Origin of the sequence: Rhizobium sullae, from assembly GCF_900169785.1 — a bacterium.
Taxonomy (GTDB): Bacteria; Pseudomonadota; Alphaproteobacteria; order Rhizobiales; family Rhizobiaceae; genus Rhizobium; species Rhizobium sullae.
Window position 1 is genome coordinate 1 of record NZ_FWER01000077.1, and the last position, 15,461, is coordinate 15,461.

General features: G+C 59.2%; 17 protein-coding genes, 1 tRNA gene and 1 pseudogene. 9 read left to right on the forward strand and 10 right to left on the reverse strand.

The window, feature by feature from the left end; all coding sequences use genetic code 11:
- On the forward strand, positions 1 to 664 hold a 664-nt coding region (locus BN1800_RS35810), incomplete at its 5' end, for a 5'-nucleotidase C-terminal domain-containing protein (protein ID WP_179213985.1).
- A gap of 33 nt (positions 665 to 697) precedes the next feature.
- Here the strand turns inward: BN1800_RS35810 and BN1800_RS35815 are convergent.
- The gene (locus BN1800_RS35815; protein WP_027508832.1) at positions 698 to 1,666 is read right to left on the reverse strand and encodes a LysR family transcriptional regulator; all 969 of its coding nucleotides are present in this window, start codon (positions 1,664 to 1,666) and stop codon (positions 698 to 700) included.
- Between the two features lie 141 nt (positions 1,667 to 1,807).
- On the opposite strand from BN1800_RS35815, the gene BN1800_RS35820 reads away from it, so the two are divergent.
- Positions 1,808 to 2,422, forward strand: coding sequence for an FMN-dependent NADH-azoreductase (locus tag BN1800_RS35820; RefSeq protein WP_027508831.1), 615 nt, complete (start codon positions 1,808 to 1,810; stop codon positions 2,420 to 2,422).
- Between the two features lie 211 nt (positions 2,423 to 2,633).
- Here BN1800_RS35820 and BN1800_RS35825 read toward each other — a convergent pair whose 3' ends face one another.
- The 3 genes from BN1800_RS35825 to ilvA form a co-directional block, all read right to left on the reverse strand.
- Complete coding sequence (locus BN1800_RS35825) at positions 2,634 to 3,902, reverse strand: GGDEF domain-containing protein (protein WP_027508830.1); 1,269 nt, start codon at positions 3,900 to 3,902, stop codon at positions 2,634 to 2,636.
- A gap of 143 nt (positions 3,903 to 4,045) precedes the next feature.
- Positions 4,046 to 4,369, reverse strand: coding sequence for an HlyU family transcriptional regulator (locus BN1800_RS35830; RefSeq protein ID WP_087005153.1), 324 nt, complete (start codon positions 4,367 to 4,369; stop codon positions 4,046 to 4,048).
- 37 nt (positions 4,370 to 4,406) lie between these two features.
- Complete coding sequence (ilvA, locus tag BN1800_RS35835) at positions 4,407 to 5,663, reverse strand: threonine ammonia-lyase (protein WP_087005156.1); 1,257 nt, start codon at positions 5,661 to 5,663, stop codon at positions 4,407 to 4,409.
- A gap of 164 nt (positions 5,664 to 5,827) precedes the next feature.
- Here ilvA and BN1800_RS35840 point away from each other — a divergent pair, with 164 nt between their 5' ends.
- Positions 5,828 to 6,226: a VanZ family protein gene (locus BN1800_RS35840; RefSeq protein ID WP_051336479.1), complete on the forward strand. Its 399-nt coding sequence runs from the start codon at positions 5,828 to 5,830 to the stop codon at positions 6,224 to 6,226.
- Positions 6,227 to 6,422: 196 nt separating this feature from the next.
- Here BN1800_RS35840 and BN1800_RS35845 read toward each other — a convergent pair whose 3' ends face one another.
- Positions 6,423 to 6,671: a hypothetical protein gene (locus BN1800_RS35845; RefSeq protein ID WP_087005160.1), complete on the reverse strand. Its 249-nt coding sequence runs from the start codon at positions 6,669 to 6,671 to the stop codon at positions 6,423 to 6,425.
- Between the two features lie 367 nt (positions 6,672 to 7,038).
- Here BN1800_RS35845 and BN1800_RS35850 point away from each other — a divergent pair, with 367 nt between their 5' ends.
- Together BN1800_RS35850 and BN1800_RS35855 are read left to right on the forward strand one after the other, a co-directional pair.
- Positions 7,039 to 7,383, forward strand: a complete 345-nt coding sequence (locus BN1800_RS35850) for a nuclear transport factor 2 family protein (RefSeq protein WP_027508826.1) — start codon at positions 7,039 to 7,041, stop codon at positions 7,381 to 7,383.
- A 220-nt stretch (positions 7,384 to 7,603) separates the two neighbouring features.
- Positions 7,604 to 7,690 (forward strand) — tRNA-Leu (locus tag BN1800_RS35855).
- A 21-nt stretch (positions 7,691 to 7,711) separates the two neighbouring features.
- On the opposite strand, the gene BN1800_RS35860 is transcribed toward BN1800_RS35855, so the two are convergent.
- The 3 genes and pseudogenes from BN1800_RS35860 to BN1800_RS35870 all read right to left on the reverse strand — a co-directional run bounded on the left by BN1800_RS35860 (position 7,712) and on the right by BN1800_RS35870 (position 9,115).
- Positions 7,712 to 8,077, reverse strand: coding sequence for a transposase (locus tag BN1800_RS35860; protein WP_425299094.1), 366 nt, complete (start codon positions 8,075 to 8,077; stop codon positions 7,712 to 7,714).
- Positions 8,078 to 8,363: 286 nt separating this feature from the next.
- Positions 8,364 to 8,564, reverse strand: a pseudogene (locus tag BN1800_RS43130) (phage integrase N-terminal SAM-like domain-containing protein); the annotation flags it as partial.
- Between the two features lie 287 nt (positions 8,565 to 8,851).
- Positions 8,852 to 9,115 carry a hypothetical protein gene (locus BN1800_RS35870; RefSeq protein ID WP_037141218.1) on the reverse strand — a complete coding sequence of 88 codons (264 nt, stop codon included), beginning with the start codon at positions 9,113 to 9,115 and terminating at the stop codon, positions 8,852 to 8,854.
- A gap of 430 nt (positions 9,116 to 9,545) precedes the next feature.
- Between BN1800_RS35870 and BN1800_RS40915 the strand changes: the two genes are divergently transcribed.
- Positions 9,546 to 10,472: a hypothetical protein gene (locus BN1800_RS40915; protein WP_143534219.1), complete on the forward strand. Its 927-nt coding sequence runs from the start codon at positions 9,546 to 9,548 to the stop codon at positions 10,470 to 10,472.
- A gap of 194 nt (positions 10,473 to 10,666) precedes the next feature.
- Here BN1800_RS40915 and BN1800_RS35875 read toward each other — a convergent pair whose 3' ends face one another.
- Complete coding sequence (locus BN1800_RS35875) at positions 10,667 to 10,933, reverse strand: hypothetical protein (protein ID WP_027508825.1); 267 nt, start codon at positions 10,931 to 10,933, stop codon at positions 10,667 to 10,669.
- Positions 10,934 to 11,361: 428 nt separating this feature from the next.
- Complete coding sequence (wrbA, locus tag BN1800_RS35880; protein WP_027508824.1) at positions 11,362 to 11,958, reverse strand: NAD(P)H:quinone oxidoreductase type IV; 597 nt, start codon at positions 11,956 to 11,958, stop codon at positions 11,362 to 11,364.
- A gap of 222 nt (positions 11,959 to 12,180) precedes the next feature.
- Between wrbA and BN1800_RS35885 the strand changes: the two genes are divergently transcribed.
- From BN1800_RS35885 to gpt, 3 genes are all read left to right on the forward strand, one after another.
- Entirely contained in the window at positions 12,181 to 12,957 is a 777-nt protein-coding gene (locus tag BN1800_RS35885; protein ID WP_087005163.1) for a competence/damage-inducible protein A, read from the forward strand.
- Positions 12,958 to 13,053: 96 nt separating this feature from the next.
- Complete coding sequence (locus BN1800_RS35890; protein ID WP_087005166.1) at positions 13,054 to 13,896, forward strand: universal stress protein; 843 nt, start codon at positions 13,054 to 13,056, stop codon at positions 13,894 to 13,896.
- 163 nt (positions 13,897 to 14,059) lie between these two features.
- Positions 14,060 to 14,554, forward strand: a complete 495-nt coding sequence (gpt, locus tag BN1800_RS35895) for a xanthine phosphoribosyltransferase (RefSeq protein WP_027508821.1) — start codon at positions 14,060 to 14,062, stop codon at positions 14,552 to 14,554.
- The last annotated feature ends 907 nt before the right edge of the window (positions 14,555 to 15,461 follow it).

The following is a 15,461-nucleotide window of genomic DNA, read 5'->3' on the forward strand; positions in this document are numbered from 1 at the left end:
CGGCGGCGCGGATTATTATACCGACGTTCCGGCAGGTGATGTCGCGATCAAGAACGTCGCCGACCTCTACCTCTACCCGAACACCGTGCAGGCCGTGGTCATTACCGGCGAGCAGGTGAAGAACTGGCTGGAAATGTCGTCGGGCATGTTCAACGAGGTGAAGCCGGGCACGAAGGATGCGGAACTGCTCAACGGCGATTTCCCTTCCTACAATTTCGACGTGATCGACGGTGTGACCTACCAGATCGACCTGTCCCAACCGCGCAAGTTCGACAATGACGGCAAGGCGATCAATCCCGATTCGAACCGCATTCAAGATTTGAAGTTCGGGGGAAAGCCGATCGACCCAAAGCAGAAGTTCGTCGTGGTCACCAACAACTACCGCGCTGGCGGCGGCGGCAAGTTCCCGGAGATCGCCGCAGACAAGGTCGTCTTCCAAGCGCCGGACACCAACCGCGACGTGATCGTCCGCTTCATCCACGACCAGGGCACGATCAACCCATCCGCCGATAGCAACTGGACCTTCAAGCCGCTGCCAGACACAAGCGCCGTCTTCCAGAGCGGGCCGAAGGCCAAGCAGTTTCTCGCCGATATGAAAAGCGTGAAGATCGAGGACGCAGGCGAAGGCGCCGAAGGCTTTGCCAAGTTCAGATTGATACTTTAGCGCAATGGGAGGGCGCGGGGAATCCGCGTCCTCTTATTCAGCAGCTATCGGCAAATCCGGCGGCGACAGCTCAGCCAGCTGCGCCGTAAAATCGGCGTGTTTGGGGCATTGTGCAAGCCTTGCCCGAAACGCATCGATCATCCAGCTGGCTGCCGGACCGGGCGGGCTGGCGATCCGTCTCATGGCATATATCGGATACTCGCCCTGCTCGAAGGCCGGCAGGTCGAGATGGACCAAAGCGCCGCTTATCAGATCGTTACGAATAAGCGAGGCCGGCAAGCCGCCCCAACCAAGCCCACCGAGGATGAGGGAGTGTTTCGTGGCAATGTCGCTCACGCGCCATGTCTTGTAGGAGAGCACATTGAAATCGCGGCCTTTTGTCAACCCCGACGCATCCGTCACGACCAACTGGGTTTCTTCGCGGACATCCGCCAGCGTCAGCGGCTTGCCGATCTTCGTCAGCGGATGATCATGCGCGGCAACGGGCATCATGAAGGAGTGTCCGATTTGCTCTGCGACAAGCGCGTCGTGTTGCTTCAGCAGAGCCCCGCCAATACCTATGGTTGCCTTGCCGCTCAAAACGAGATCCATCACGACACCGAGTTCGCCCACCGTCAAACTGAGCGCGACAGACGGGAACCTGTCACGGAATTCGCGTAGCACATCGACCACCGCATGCGACGGCACCATGACGCTGATGGCAACAGAAACCTCCGCTTCCAGCCCGTCCTTGAGACTCTTCACGCGGGCACGCATTACCTCCAGATCGGTCAGCAGGCGGCGTGCGTCTTCGAGCATGGCCTTGCCCGCATCGGTGAGCTTCGACTGGCGGGCGCCGGAACGTTCGAAAAGCGGCATCTCGAGCTGCGCCTCGAGGTTGGCGATTGTGTAGCTGATCACGGACTGCGCGCGGTTGAGTGCGCGCGAGGCGGCCGAGAAGCTGCCGGTCTCCGCCACCGTGAGGAACACCTGCAGCTGGTCCAATGTCGGGTTGGGAAGCATCTTCCATCCAATCTATCGATAGCTTTGATCGACATTATCACAGTTTTTTCGATGGCAGACCAGACCTATTTTCGCTCTGGAACGGCGGCTCGAATCTCCCAAGCGAGCTCGCAGAATCTTCATTCGAGAGGAAATACAACTATGTCGTCCATCCTGCTCCTGACATCCAGCCCGCGTGCTGAATCGCTTTCGACCACCATTGCCACCGACCTTGCCGGCAAGCTTCAGGCCCAGAAGCCGGGCAGCGTCGTCGTCCGCCGCGATCTTGCCGCCAATCCGCTGCCGCACATCGACGACCTGTTTACCGCCGCGATCCGCAAGCCTGCCGAAGAGCGCACGGCGCAGGAAGCTGAAGCCGTCAAGACCTCCGATGCCCTCGTCGACGAACTGCTCGCCGCTGACACCATCGTCATCGGCACGGGCCTCATCAACTTCAACATCTATTCGTCGCTGAAGACCTGGATCGACAACGTCGCGCGCGCCGGCCGCACCTTCAAGTACACCGAAAGCGGCCCGGTCGGGCTTGCAACCGGCAAGAAGGTCTACGTCGTTCTCGCCTCCGGCGGCGTCTACTCGCAGGGTCCTGCCGCCGGCTTGAATCATGCCGTTCCGTACCTGAAGTCGGTTCTCGGCTTCCTCGGCATCACCGACATCGAAACCATCTATGTCGAAGGCCTCGCCTTCGGTCCGGAAGCTGCGGAAAAGGCAATCGGCGCCGCTAAGGCCCGGGCCGAAGAAATCGCCCTCGCCGCCTAACCGTCCGACATCGCCCCCCAGAAGCGGCCGGCCCTGTCCGGCCGTTTTTGTTTCAGCGTGCCTAGCCTGACGTCGGCAGCCCTCGTTGCCAACTCTCAGGCGGTGTAATCGAGCTTCCCCGTTCTTTCACCTTCCTGATGGTATGGCCGCGCAACGAGCCGACAGGCATTCCGCCCGAGCCAGCACTTGTCCCGCAGAACCAAGCGTCGGATTAACTGACGTTGACCGGGCCCGTCCGCCCGAAGACGCAGTTCCTGCCGTTCTTCTTCGCCTGATAGAGCCGGTGATCGGCGGTCGAGAGAACGGTGGTGAAGCTGACGCCGTCCGCGTCGGCGGTCGCAACGCCGATGCTGACGGTGACAGGTCTTCCGTCCGGCGTCCTGACGCTTGTCGCGATCGCCCATCTGAGGCGTTCTGCGACCAGCAAGCCTTCCTCGTGGTCCGTGCCCGGGCAGATAGCGACGAATTCTTCGCCGCCGAAGCGGAACACCCGGTCTGCGGAGCGCAGGATGGCCGCAAGCCGGGAAGCGATCCCCTTCAGCACTTCGTCGCCCTGCAGATGGCCAAAATTGTCGTTGACGTCCTTGAAGTGGTCGGCATCGATAATGACGACGGTCATGAACTGTCCCTGCCGCAGGGCTTCCCGCATCATGACCGGCGCTTCGAGTTCCATGCGCGAGCGGTCGTAGACGCCGGTCAGCATGTCCCTGCCTGTCCGTTCGAGAAGATCGTTGTATCGCTCGCGGAACGTCAGGTCGCCGAACAGGTCGCTGAGCGAGCGCGCGGCGGCCGGAACGCCGTTCCGGTGAATATAGAGCCGGTAGAAGGCAAAGAGCGCGGTATAGATGCAGACCGCGAACATCTTCGCCCTCCAGCCGTCCCAGAAGGCCGCCAGCGGCACGTCGAGAAAATAGTGCAAGGCGCCGAAGAAGCCGATCTGGTCGAAGGTCAGAAGTGCGAAACCGCACAGCATGAAACGGAAGATCACCTTGCGTTTCAACCAATGGCCGAGGCGCTCGTAAAGCAGGATGATGCCGAGCGAATCGACATAGAGCAGCGCCGTGCCCCAGACCATCAGCCAGCCCATCTCCTTCAGGAAGCTGAAATCGGCGGCGTTGCCGGGCGAAATCTCGACGGTCTCGTGCAGTTGCAGAATCCACGCGATCGCAACGGTCAGCAGATTGCCGAGGAACAGGCCGTAGATCGGCTGCCGGACCGTCGACGCATCCTCTTGAAGGTAGAGCATCAGGATCATCATCAGCTTGCCGGCGAAGAAGACCGACGAGCCGGGCGAGGCGACGCCGAAGGGCAGCGACACGTAGAATACGGCAGCGAGATAGGTTTCCAGGAAATGCATGACGCCAAGCGCAGTCATGAAGACGCCAAGGCCCAGCCGGTGGCGGAAATGCAGCAGGCTCACCATCAGCGCGAAGTAGCCGACAGCTTCCACCACAACGAGACCGAGATTGACAATTGCCATCGCGCTTTTCGCTCCCCAACCCGCCCTTTATAGCGCGATACGGTTAAGAAACGGTCCAGTTCACGCCCGCAAATGAACAGCTTCATGCCGGATGACTTGCACGGCATGGTACTGCCAGGCAGCGGCTCGCCGGCGAAGGGCCGTTAGACCTGCCGCTCCTTTTCGCCGTCGGCGAAGAGCGATGGCCCATGCTGATCGATGATCTGCTGCGCCTTGCGCACAGTGCATTCGATTGCATCGTCCGACGAGGAGAACATGTCGGCGCGGATGAAATTGCGCACCAGGACCTCGCCGCCGACCGTCTTTTCGATGCGGCCGGCCAGGCGGTACTGTCCGCCTTCCTTGCGCGGCTCGGCATAGATGGCGCACTCGCCGTAAAGCTGCGGCTCGCCCTTCGGGCTTGCACCGGGCTCGGCGGCTTTGCCGCCGGAAAACATCGAGAAAATGCTGGAAAAGATCGAAGCCATGTTTCGCCTTTAGCACGGGCCGCCCGCGCCCGCAAAGTCAAATGATGAGGTTGGCGAGGATGTCGTTCTCGGTGATGTCCTCGAAGCCCATGCCCGCCTTTTCGAAATTCGAAATCAAGGTGGCGAAGTTCTCCGGCGCCTTGGTTTCGATGCCGATCAGCACCGAGCCGAAGTTGCGCGCCGTCTTCTTCAGGTATTCGAAGCGGGCGATGTCGTCATCGGGCCCGAGCAGGTTGAGGAAATCGCGGAGCGCGCCCGGACGCTGTGGCAGCCGCAGGATGAAGTATTTCTTCAGCCCGGCGTGGCGCATTGCGCGTTCCTTGACGTCGGGCAGCCGCTCGAAGTCGAAATTGCCGCCGGAGACGACGGCAACAATCGTCTTGCCGCGGATGGCCTGCGGATCCATCGCCGCGATCGCCGTCAGGGACAAAGCCCCCGCCGGCTCCAGCACGACGCCCTCGACATTAAGCATTTCCGAAATCGTCACGCAGATGGCGTTCTCCGGCATCAGCATGACCTGCCCGGCTGAAAAACCCTTGAGCGCTGCGAAATTCAGGTCGCCGATGCGGGCAACCGCCGCGCCATCGACAAAATTGTCGACCCTGGAAAGCGTGACGACTTCACCAGCCTCGATGCTCCGCTTCAGGCTCGGCGCGCCCGCCGGCTCGGTGAAGACAAAGGCGGATTCCGGAACGGAACCCTTGAGATAGCCGGTGATGCCCGCAGCAAGCCCGCCGCCGCCGACCGGCAGGACCAGCATGTCCGGCACCCTGCCCTCCGGTAGCTGCTGCTGGATTTCGGCTGCGACCGTTGCCTGCCCCTCGATAATATCCGCATGGTCGAAGGGCGGCACCATGACGCCTCCGGCCGCCTCCGCGTGATCGCGCGCGGCCTGATAGCACTGATCGAAGAAATCGCCGTAAAGCTTGATGGTGATGAATTCGGCGCCGAATATGCGCGTCTTGTCGATCTTCTGCTGCGGTGTCGTCACCGGCATGAAGACCACGCCTTGGACGCCGAAATGGCGGCAGACATAGGCAAAGCCTTGCGCATGGTTGCCAGCTGAAGCGCAGACGAAGAGACGCTCGCCGCCGCCTTCAGCGATCGCCTTGCGGAGGAAATTGAAGGCGCCGCGGATCTTGTAGGAGCGGACGGGCGACAGATCCTCCCGTTTTAGCCAGATATCCGCGCCGTAGCGCGCCGAAAGATGGTCGTTGAGCTGCAGCGGCGTTGCCGGAAAGAGGGTGCGCAACGCTTCTTCCGCGCGGTCTACATCCTGTCGTGTGACGGTCATCGGTCCATTCCTGTGTCAGGCCTTCGCTATGGCACAGGTCGGCCGGCAAAAGAAGTCGGTTCGGCCACCACGCGGTTCCGTGCGGAAAGGTTTTCTTCATCGCGTCCGGCGGATTGCTGCGGCTCCCCCGTGCGTTCGCTTTGCAATGCTGCTAACGTAACAGGATGATGACCTCCCGTTTTATGCGACCGCTCGCCTGGCTGCTGCTTGCCGCTATCATTTTCGTCACCATTTCGCCGATCGGCCTCCGACCGCACACGATGACCAGCGTCAACGCCGACCGCGCGCTCGCTTATGCCGTCACGGGCTTCGTTTTCGCGCTCGGCTATCCGAAACAGTGGAAGCTCGTGGCACTCCTGCTGATCTTCGGCACGCTTGCCATCGAGTTCCTGCAATACCTGTCGCCGACGCGGCACGCCCGCCTTCACGATGCCGTCATCAAGGCGGCCGGCGCCATGCTCGGCATCCTTGCGGGCAGCGCCGTCTACCGGCGCGCACAGACCAAGCAGCGGCTAAATGCCGTCTCTACTCAGGAACCACAAACAGCCGCCGCTCTTGACTGAATCGCTCCAGTCGTTGAATGAAGAGCCCCGCGCGCCCGCGCTAACCGGTGACGCAGCGGTACATGAAGTTGTCGCCCTCGACGCTCGCCGACGTGGCAGCGGCGCTGCAACCAACGGCCCCGAAGCTGCGGCTGGTAGCCGACGACTGAGCTGAGTGAACTCGGATCACCGGCTAGTGATGTTCGGCGACAACTCGTTAATGGCTGGAGGACGATGTTGGCGCGTTGATCCTTAGGGAATTTGTTCCGCTGAATTTTGTTATCAACAGGGACGACAGCTCCTCCTGCGTCCGATGCCCTTGGTTGAATAAGTCAAGCGCAGTGCTGCATAGCAGTTGCGAAGCCTCTTCATTCAGGGTCAAGTGATAGTGACGGCCGCAAGTCTTGACAGCTTTTAGAATGACCTTCAGGTCTTTTTCTTTCAACGATGCACCTAAATCGAACATCCCAGCCTCCCTTATTTAGCTCCCGCTTACGAAATGCTACTAAAGTATAAAGGTCGTCAACGTCATGTGCGTTTCCGCACAATCCCGCATCCCGTTCCGACAGATCATGGTTCCGAGGCCGGAGTTCTGCAGGTCGTTAAGTCATCTCCTGTGAGACGTCCTTGGTCCTGTGATCACCGGCTAAAGAGCGGTTGTATGTGGCTGCGGCGCTAGAACCAACGGCTCCGAAGCTGCGCCTTGTCGAGAACGGGTGACCACTGAGGCTGTGTGAAAACTTGGTAGTGTCTCAGTTTGTCACTCCGGTTTCGACCCAGACTGGCCAAGCCGCTCGACGAGCTTACTCTATATACCTCATCAGGAGCGCCCGATGACCAGCGACACAGAGCTTCTTGAGCACCTTTACGACCGTTTCAACGCCCGCGACATGGAAGCGGTGCTGGCGACCATGCACCAAGATGTCGTGTGGGCCAACGGCCTGGAGGGCGGGCATGTCTATGGACACGATGGCGTTCGCGAGTATTGGGCGCGACAATGGGCGACGATCGATTCTCATGCTGAGCCAATTGGCTTCTCGATCGGGGCAGATGGAACGACCAATGTCGAGGTCCACCTGACCGCGCGCGATCATGAGGGAAACGTGCTGTTCGACCAGATGGGCGGACATATTTTTCAGATAGAGGAAGGCTTGATCAGGCGCTTTGATATCCGCTAGTCCGGACATCCAACGCTCCAGGCGTCAGGAGACAAGCCGGAACTTGCGACAGATGTTCTCTGATAAAAGGGAGCAGCAGAAAGCCGCTAAAGGCTCGAAGAAGCTGCAAAAGATGCCCTAGTGATACCCGAAGAAGATGCCGAAGTCGGAGTTCCATTAACAGATGCCTAACGCTTGATCTTGTGACAAATCCGTGTGACAAACCGCGCCGTGACAAAATGCGGACGTGGTGAAACTGGTAGACACAAGAGACTTAAAATCTCTCGCCTTCAAGGGCTTACGGGTTCGATCCCCGTCGTCCGCACCAACAAGCTAAAGCGTGTCGCACTTATTCCGCCTCATAACCTGCCGCTCTGAAGAAATTCAGGCATTCCTCAACGGAGCAGATGCCAACAATCTCACCCAGGGCTTTTGTTATTGCATCGAAGCTTCGTGCGGCGAGTTTTCGCAGCAAGGTCTTGAGCTTGGAGAATGCCATCTCGATGGGGTTAAGGTCGGGTAAATAAGCCGGCAGGAACAGCAGCCACGCGCCTCGCTCCTTGACCAGTTGCACAGCGCGCTCGCTCTTGTGAAAGCCGACATTGTCGAGAATGACGACATCTCCCTTCGACAATGTCGGGGCGAGTTGGGTTTCGATCCAGGCTTCGAAGATCCGCCGGCTCATCGGTGCATCGACGATAAACGGCGCGGTCAAGCCATGGCAGGTCTGTGTTCTCCATTTGCGTCGCGCATCCGGTTCCGGCGCTGTGATGCGTTGGCCTTGAGGGTGCGCAATCCGGTGGCAGCCGAAGAGGTTTTACATGGCTATCGAAGCGGAATGCGGCGGGTTGGTATGCCGGTTCTGCCGATATGGATGCACTTGCTCCTCCGGATCGAGCATCCGGCTCGACCCCAGGCAGCGACGATTGTCCGCCGGAACGGCGTCCAAGCCCGCGGGTGAGATGGGTCGTTTGCCGATTGCCTGATGTCATGATGTGGATCTGGTTCAGCGATGCCCAGGATATTCCGGCCGACACGAGAAAAACCTGGAATGCGCGAACGTCTTCAATATACAGACGATCAGGCGAACGGCCGAAATGACGGCTGAACTTCGAGATCGCGGATCGCTGGGTGGCCGGAGACAGATTGCGGACCGTCATGTCCTCGATCATCCGGCGGCGAAGAGGGCTAATCTCAGCCATCTGGACCTCCTGTCTGAGAGTGGGTTTGCAACACCCACATCCTCTCAGCCAGGAGGCTCCACTCAAAGCCTGCCGCAATTGCCGCGGTGGCGGCTTAGTTCAATCACGTAAGCTGCGACACGTATTCGAATTCAGAACGTTCAGGTGCAGATGTCGCACAGGTGGAATGGTTCGGATGCTGCGTCCCGATCAATGACCCACGGAGTAACGTATCGACGCTACCTCCCTCATCATGTGAACACGGCAGCGGGACCCGGAGGCCAAGCACGGCGAACCGACAGCACCGGTCAATGCGTGGTGGCGCCGTGGAAGCCAACGGAGTCGAGCACCGTTATCTGCTCGCCGTTGATATAGAAGCGAATCTCGCGCGCTTGGTTGTCTATTTCGATGCGCGTCGGGGCGACGAGCTGCGGCGCGTCAGCGCGTAGCCCGTTTGCATTGGCGCGTGATACGCGAGGCTCGCTGCCCGAGGCCGCAGCCGATAAGAGGATGACAATCGCCCCCGCAAATGCGGCAGAGATCGAGAGGCGAGTGAACGTACTGCTGGTCATGATGTTCTCCTTGCTTGTTGAAGGGAAATTTTATTGCTGCGAAGATCACGCATGAATAGAGGCGCTGGTGCGGCAACACTGGCGTTGCCTCTGCATATTGATTGAAGTCGGTGATGCCTGGAAAGAAGCTCACTTCAGGTGAGGCATAGTAGTTTTTCGGAACTTATCTACATCCCGAAGTCGACATGTCCGATATCATGATCAAAACTTCTTTTGGCTAAACATTTCATTTGACGCCAAGGATGCCATACGTTCGCATGGACTATATTCATAAGAAACCTTGCATATATAGGCGCGTTAAGGCAACTATTGACGTTTGGAATGTCGCGGAAATTTCTTTCTTTTCCTGGAAATGAAGTGGAATTGGCGCAGTCAGGGAGCTGTGCAGAAAGGCATTTGTATGGTCCGTGATTTCAGTCGGAAGTTGCGCTTGACCGGCGCCGTACTCGGCTGCGCCACCTGTAAGGAACTTGCAAGTGAGTTTCGACGGGTCAACTCTCGCACGACGTTCGACGTCGAACGTGCATACAAATGGCTACAAGGGCGTGCGCTGCCACGACAGCAGCAGGTCTATCTTGACTGGCTGGCGCTTCTGAATATCGACCGCCCATTTGCTTGGCTTATAGAATGCGATACCGAAGAACTACTCGACCTTCTTTGCAGAAGTCGAAATCTGCCACCTGATGATATACGTCGTCGCGCAGAAGCATTCGCGGCCGGATCGTCCTTGGCCGTTAACAGGCGGAGCGTCGGCGGTAATCATCATATATGTGGTTTGTATGTGGGCTACTCGTTTGCGTGGTCACCATATTATTCTGGGCGCGTAATTCGCGGTGCGCTGGCCGTCGAATCGCCACTGGCGCAGGGGCGGCTTACCGCAAGTTATACGGAGAACTTACCAACCTCCCATGTCGATGTGCGAGGATCGGTGACAGTTTCAGGGCGATCACTTTATATGCATCTGTGCGAACAGGGCAGCAAGCTCCCGTTGTTTCTTAGCTTGTACCGTCCGACGCCGCCTGCCAGCGTGCTCGCCGGGCTTATTTGCGGGGCGACTTTGGTTGGCCACGACCCGCGACCGTCTGTAAGCCGAATTGTTTTTCTTCGGGTTTCCGCTTCAGAGGGACGCGCGCTGCAGGCCAGCCGCTATCTCGAGGATGGCGAATCGCTATCCGCCGACCTCAGCGCCGCAGGTTTGGTCCTTTCGGCCCCCAAAGAAGTGGAGGAAAGCTTGAATGCCTTTCTTCGCGGCACCGACGGTGGAGGTCGTGATCAAGTGCTTGCGGATGAGTATGCCGGGCTGGTGGCATTGTTCGATCGTGCCCTGATTGATCAAAACTCGAGCTCCACACCCTAGTGTCGCCCAAAAGTGTGCAGCGGTTTTGGGACAACGACTGCATAAAAACACCTAGAGCGCGCCGCATGAATGCGACGCGCTTTAGCCATTTGCGGGATTTAAATCCCTCGGCGTTAGGCCTTACGGCTTCGATCCCCGCCGCCCGCACCAATGCGCAAGCCGTGACGCGAAGGTTGCGGTGTTGGTCAACTCACTCACCATTTCGTCCGCGGAAAGTGCCAGTAGTCGGAGCCGGTTCGGCGGGAGATGAGTTTCAGCGTACCATCCGGCTGGACCACGTATCTCTCGTACGTCCGGTATCCGAACCTGTCCGGAAACTCATGCTTGACGGTGTATCCCGGCGGTGCGGGATAGTGGATGATCCTGCCATAGGTGAGGCTGCCGCGGATGGGCTCCGGCGGAGCGGTGTTGCAGCCGGCAACGGCAAGAGCGATCAGCAGTGAAGCGATAACAGCGGGCATCAGGAATCTCCGGTCCCTGACATATAGGACCAATTGCAGGCCGCATAGCCGCGGCGGAAAGAACCATGCGCCCAGCCGCGTTGCCCACACTATCTTTATCAATCCTAATAAGTATGATTTTATGCCGGCGTCTGAAGGCGGCAGGGCTGGAGGGCACCTTTGCGAATGCAGGAATTGCAGTGCCAAATATGTGAGTAAGCTTGTCTTTGGGAGTAAGACGATGGTTTACGATTGGAGTGGAGAAAGGGCGCGGCGTCTCAAGTTTTACAAGACAGCCGTTGCATGCCTGTTCGGGAGCATGCTTGCGGGGACCATGTTGCTGGTCCTGATCGCCCAGTTTCACTGAAATGCGCAGGTAGCATCGGTGTCCAAACCAAAACGGCGCAGCGATGAGCCGCGCCGTCTTTATCTTTTGATTGGATAGCTTCTCAGCCGAGCTTCGCCGCAATCTTCGCGACGTGGGCGCCCTGATATTTTGCCGCTTCCAATTCGATTGCCGAAGGCTGGCGCGAGCCGTCGCCGCCGGTGATCGTGGAAGCACCGTAGGGCGAGCCGCCCTTGATCTCATCGACGCCCGTCTGGCCCTGGAAGGAATAGGGAAGACCGACAACGATCATGCCCTGATGCAGGAAGGTCGGGATAAAGCCGAGGATTGTCGATTCCTGGCCGCCGTGCTGTGTTGCGGAGGAGGTGAACGCCGAGCCGACCTTGCCGACCAGCTTGCCGCTCATCCAATGGCTGCCCGTCTGGTCCCAAAAATTGCGCATCTGCGATGCGACGGTGCCGAACCGCGTGCCCGCGCCGACGATGATCGCGTCGTAGTCGGCAAGTTCGTTGACGGTTGCGATCGGAGCTTTCTGGTCGAGTTTGAAGTGGGAGGACTTTGCGACTTCTTCCGGAACCAGTTCCGGAACGCGCTTTACTGTGACTTCGGCGCCCGCGGACTTGGCGCCTTCGGCGACTGCATATGCCATAGCTTCGATATGGCCATAGGCCGAATAGTAGAGAACGAGAACCTTTGCCATGGTGAACTCCCTTGCGGCATGGGTTGAATTGGTAACCGGGGGAAGTTCTATCAGCGCGCTCCTGCGCGCATAACCCGCGCGGGAAGAACTCAGTGTTCAACGTATGTAGACGAAATTCACTTGGCGTTTCTAATTCCCCTCTCCCGCGACCGGGTGCCGCCATTTGCAAGCCGGGAAAACGGCGCTACCTATAGCGAAGCCCCATCATCGGATATCCTTTTCATGAGCACTGAAACCGTCGTCACCGCCGCCATGCTCGCCATCGGCGATGAGCTTCTGTCCGGCCGGACCAAGGACAAGAATATCGGCCATCTGGCGGATATGCTTCAGCTTTCCGGCATCGACCTCAAGGAGGTGCGTATCGTCGCAGACGACGAGGATGCGATCGTCGATGCCCTGAACGCCCTTCGCGGCAAATATGACTACGTCTTCACCTCCGGCGGCATCGGCCCGACGCATGACGACATCACCGCGGACGCTGTCTCGAAGGCTTTCGGCATGCCCTGCGACTACGACGCAGCCGCCATGACACTGCTTGGTGACATGTACCAGCGCCGCGAGATGGAATTCACCGAAGCGCGAAAGCGCATGGCGCGCATGCCGCGCGGGGCGGCACACATCGCCAATCCGGTGTCGACTGCGCCCGGCTTCGTCATCGGCAATGTCTACGTGATGGCGGGTGTGCCGCAGGTATTCCAGGCCATGGTCGACAATGTGCTGCCGACGCTCCGCACGGGCCAGCGCGTGCTGTCGCTCGCGATCGCCTGCCCTTACGCCGAAGGCGATATCGGCATGCTGCTCGCCGAGATCCAGAAAGCGCATCCCGATACAAGCATCGGCTCCTATCCGCGCTATGTCGGCCAGAAATTCTCGACGGAGATCGTCGTGCGCGGCCGGTTGCAGCAAGCCGTCGACGCAGCGGGCGCTGACGTTCACGCCATGATCGAGGATATCCGCAAGACGAGGGAGATTGACGAAAACCGGTCCGCTGAAGCCTAGAGCAGCAATACACTGCCCGCGAGCAACCAAGGAACCGTTCCATCGGCAACGCATTTCCTGCTTACGAAGTCCATTTCAGCCGCGAGGAGAATTGATATGCCTTACAAAACCATACTCGCCATTCTCGATACGGCCGATAACAGCCGTGCGGTCTCCGATTTTGCCTTTGCGCTTGCCGCCGAAAACGATGCCCATGTCATCGGGCTCCACGCCGAAAGCATCTCGGCCGTCCCGCTGGTCGCTCCGATGGAAATTCCCGATCCCATCGCCGTTCAGGCGCTGCAGGAGATGGCGCATTCTGAGACCGTGGAAGTGGAGCGCATCTTCCGCCAGAAAGGCGAAGCAGCGGCCGCATCGTTCGAATGGCGCAGCTTCGCAACCTCGGCGGGCTACGGCTCGGCGCCGCTGATCGAGAGCGCCCGCAGCGCGGACATCTTGATCGCCGCTCAGACCGATCCTTCCAAGCCATCCGACAGCCAGGTCGATGTCGACAGTTTTCTTTTCGAAAGCGGCCGTCCGGTTCTGATGATCCCCTATATCCTGCGGCAGCCGAAACCGATCAAACGCGTGTTGATTGCCTGGAACGGCTCGAAGGAAGCCGCACGCGCGACATTCGATGCTATGCCGATTCTGAAGGCTGCCGACGAAGTCGAAGTCTTTTCCGTCGATCCGGTGGATTCGGCTATGCAGACGGCAGGTCTGGCGGGAGCGGAGATCGCCGCCACGCTTTCCCGCCACGGCGTGAAGGCGACGCTTGCGGTTGCAGAAGGCACCCATAAAAGCGCCTCGAACGTCATCGAAAACCGCCTCTCCGACAGCAGCATCGATCTTCTGGTCATGGGCGCCTACACCCATTCGCGCCTCTGGCAGATGATCTTTGGCGGCACGACGAGGTCGCTCTTGCAGTCGATGACGGCCCTCACCTTGCTCTCCCGTTGACGAAGTACCGGCGGGACTTGCGTTTTACCCGCAAATCCCGCTAATTGCGGCAACCGGTGACGGGCTCCGGCACTTTCTTTCGCGCGGGTTCGCCTGCGCGATTTGCGTTTGACGGATTGCGCTTGATCGCCGGCGATTCCTTTTCATGCCGCGGAGCAGTTCGATGTCCCTTCCCGATAAAGCCTTTCCCGTTTCCTGGGACCAGTTCCATCGCGACGCCCGCGCGCTTGCCTGGCGCATCGCCGGCCTCAACAAGGAATTCACGGGCATCGTCTGCATCACCCGCGGCGGGCTGGTTCCGGCAGCGATCATCTGCCGCGAGCTCAACATCCGTCTGATCGAAACGGTCTGCGTCGCCTCCTATCATGATTATGTGAACCAGGGGGATATGGTGGTGCTGAAGGGCATTGCGCCGGAACTTCAGGAAAACGGCGGCGAAGGCATCCTCGTCATCGACGACCTCACCGATACCGGCAAGACGGCGGTGCAGGTACGCGCCATGCTACCCAGGGCGCATTTTGCCTGCGTCTACGCAAAGCCGCTTGGCGTGCCGACGGTCGACACTTTCGTCACGGAGGTCAGCCAGGACACCTGGATCTACTTCCCCTGGGACATGGGCTTCACGTACCAGGAGCCGATCGCCAAGGCGCCGCGCTGACCGCGCGTGCCGCTCAGGTGCGAATAAACGCCACGCGGAATTGTCATCTTAGTAATACTGCAGATGTATGATGTGAGCCCAGCCTGCACGTGCACATCGGTGCACCGTGCCACGGGCTGAGTCACGGATCGCGCGAGGGCGAAAACGCGCGAAGCAAGGAAGAGGGGAATGGCATACCGGGGATGGGTTAGTGCGGTCGTCGCTTCAGGGCTGGCGATCCCCTCGCTGTTGCCCGTGCTGGCCTTTGCCGAACCCGCTTATGTCGCCGTCGTCCGCGAATATGTGGATACCGTCGTGCGGCCGATGGTCGGCACCCCGATGATTCTTGCGGCGATCAGCGAGCAGAACGCCAAGTTCAGCGACGTCAGCAGCACGGATATCCAGGTCCTTGATTCGACCTACCGGTCCGAAGTGGAAACCGGCGCCCTGCAGATGGTATCTGCCATTCTCTCCACGCCGGTTTCGCGCTACCTGAAGGAAAAGCAGGATGCCTCCCAAGGCGTTATCCTTGAGCTTTTCATTACGGACAGGAACGGGCTCAATGTCGGCGAAAGCCGGGTGACGGCGGATTTCTGGCAGGGTGACGAAAACAAATATCTGGAAACCTTCGCGCGCGATTCGGACGAGACTTTCGTCGACCGTGCCGAGCGCGACGNAAAACAAATATCTGGAAACCTTCGCGCGCGATTCGGACGAGACTTTCGTCGACCGTGCCGAGCGCGACGAGGCCACGCAGATTCTCGAGGCGCAGGCCAGCTTCACCATCCGCGACGAGGCTGGAGCGGCGATCGGCGTTGCTACGGTGACCGTCGCGCTCGATGCAATGTGAGGCCCCCCGAATCGGCATGCCGATCCGGGTCGAAAATGCCATCCTTAGATTTGGATTCGACGAACTTTTTCTTTCTGT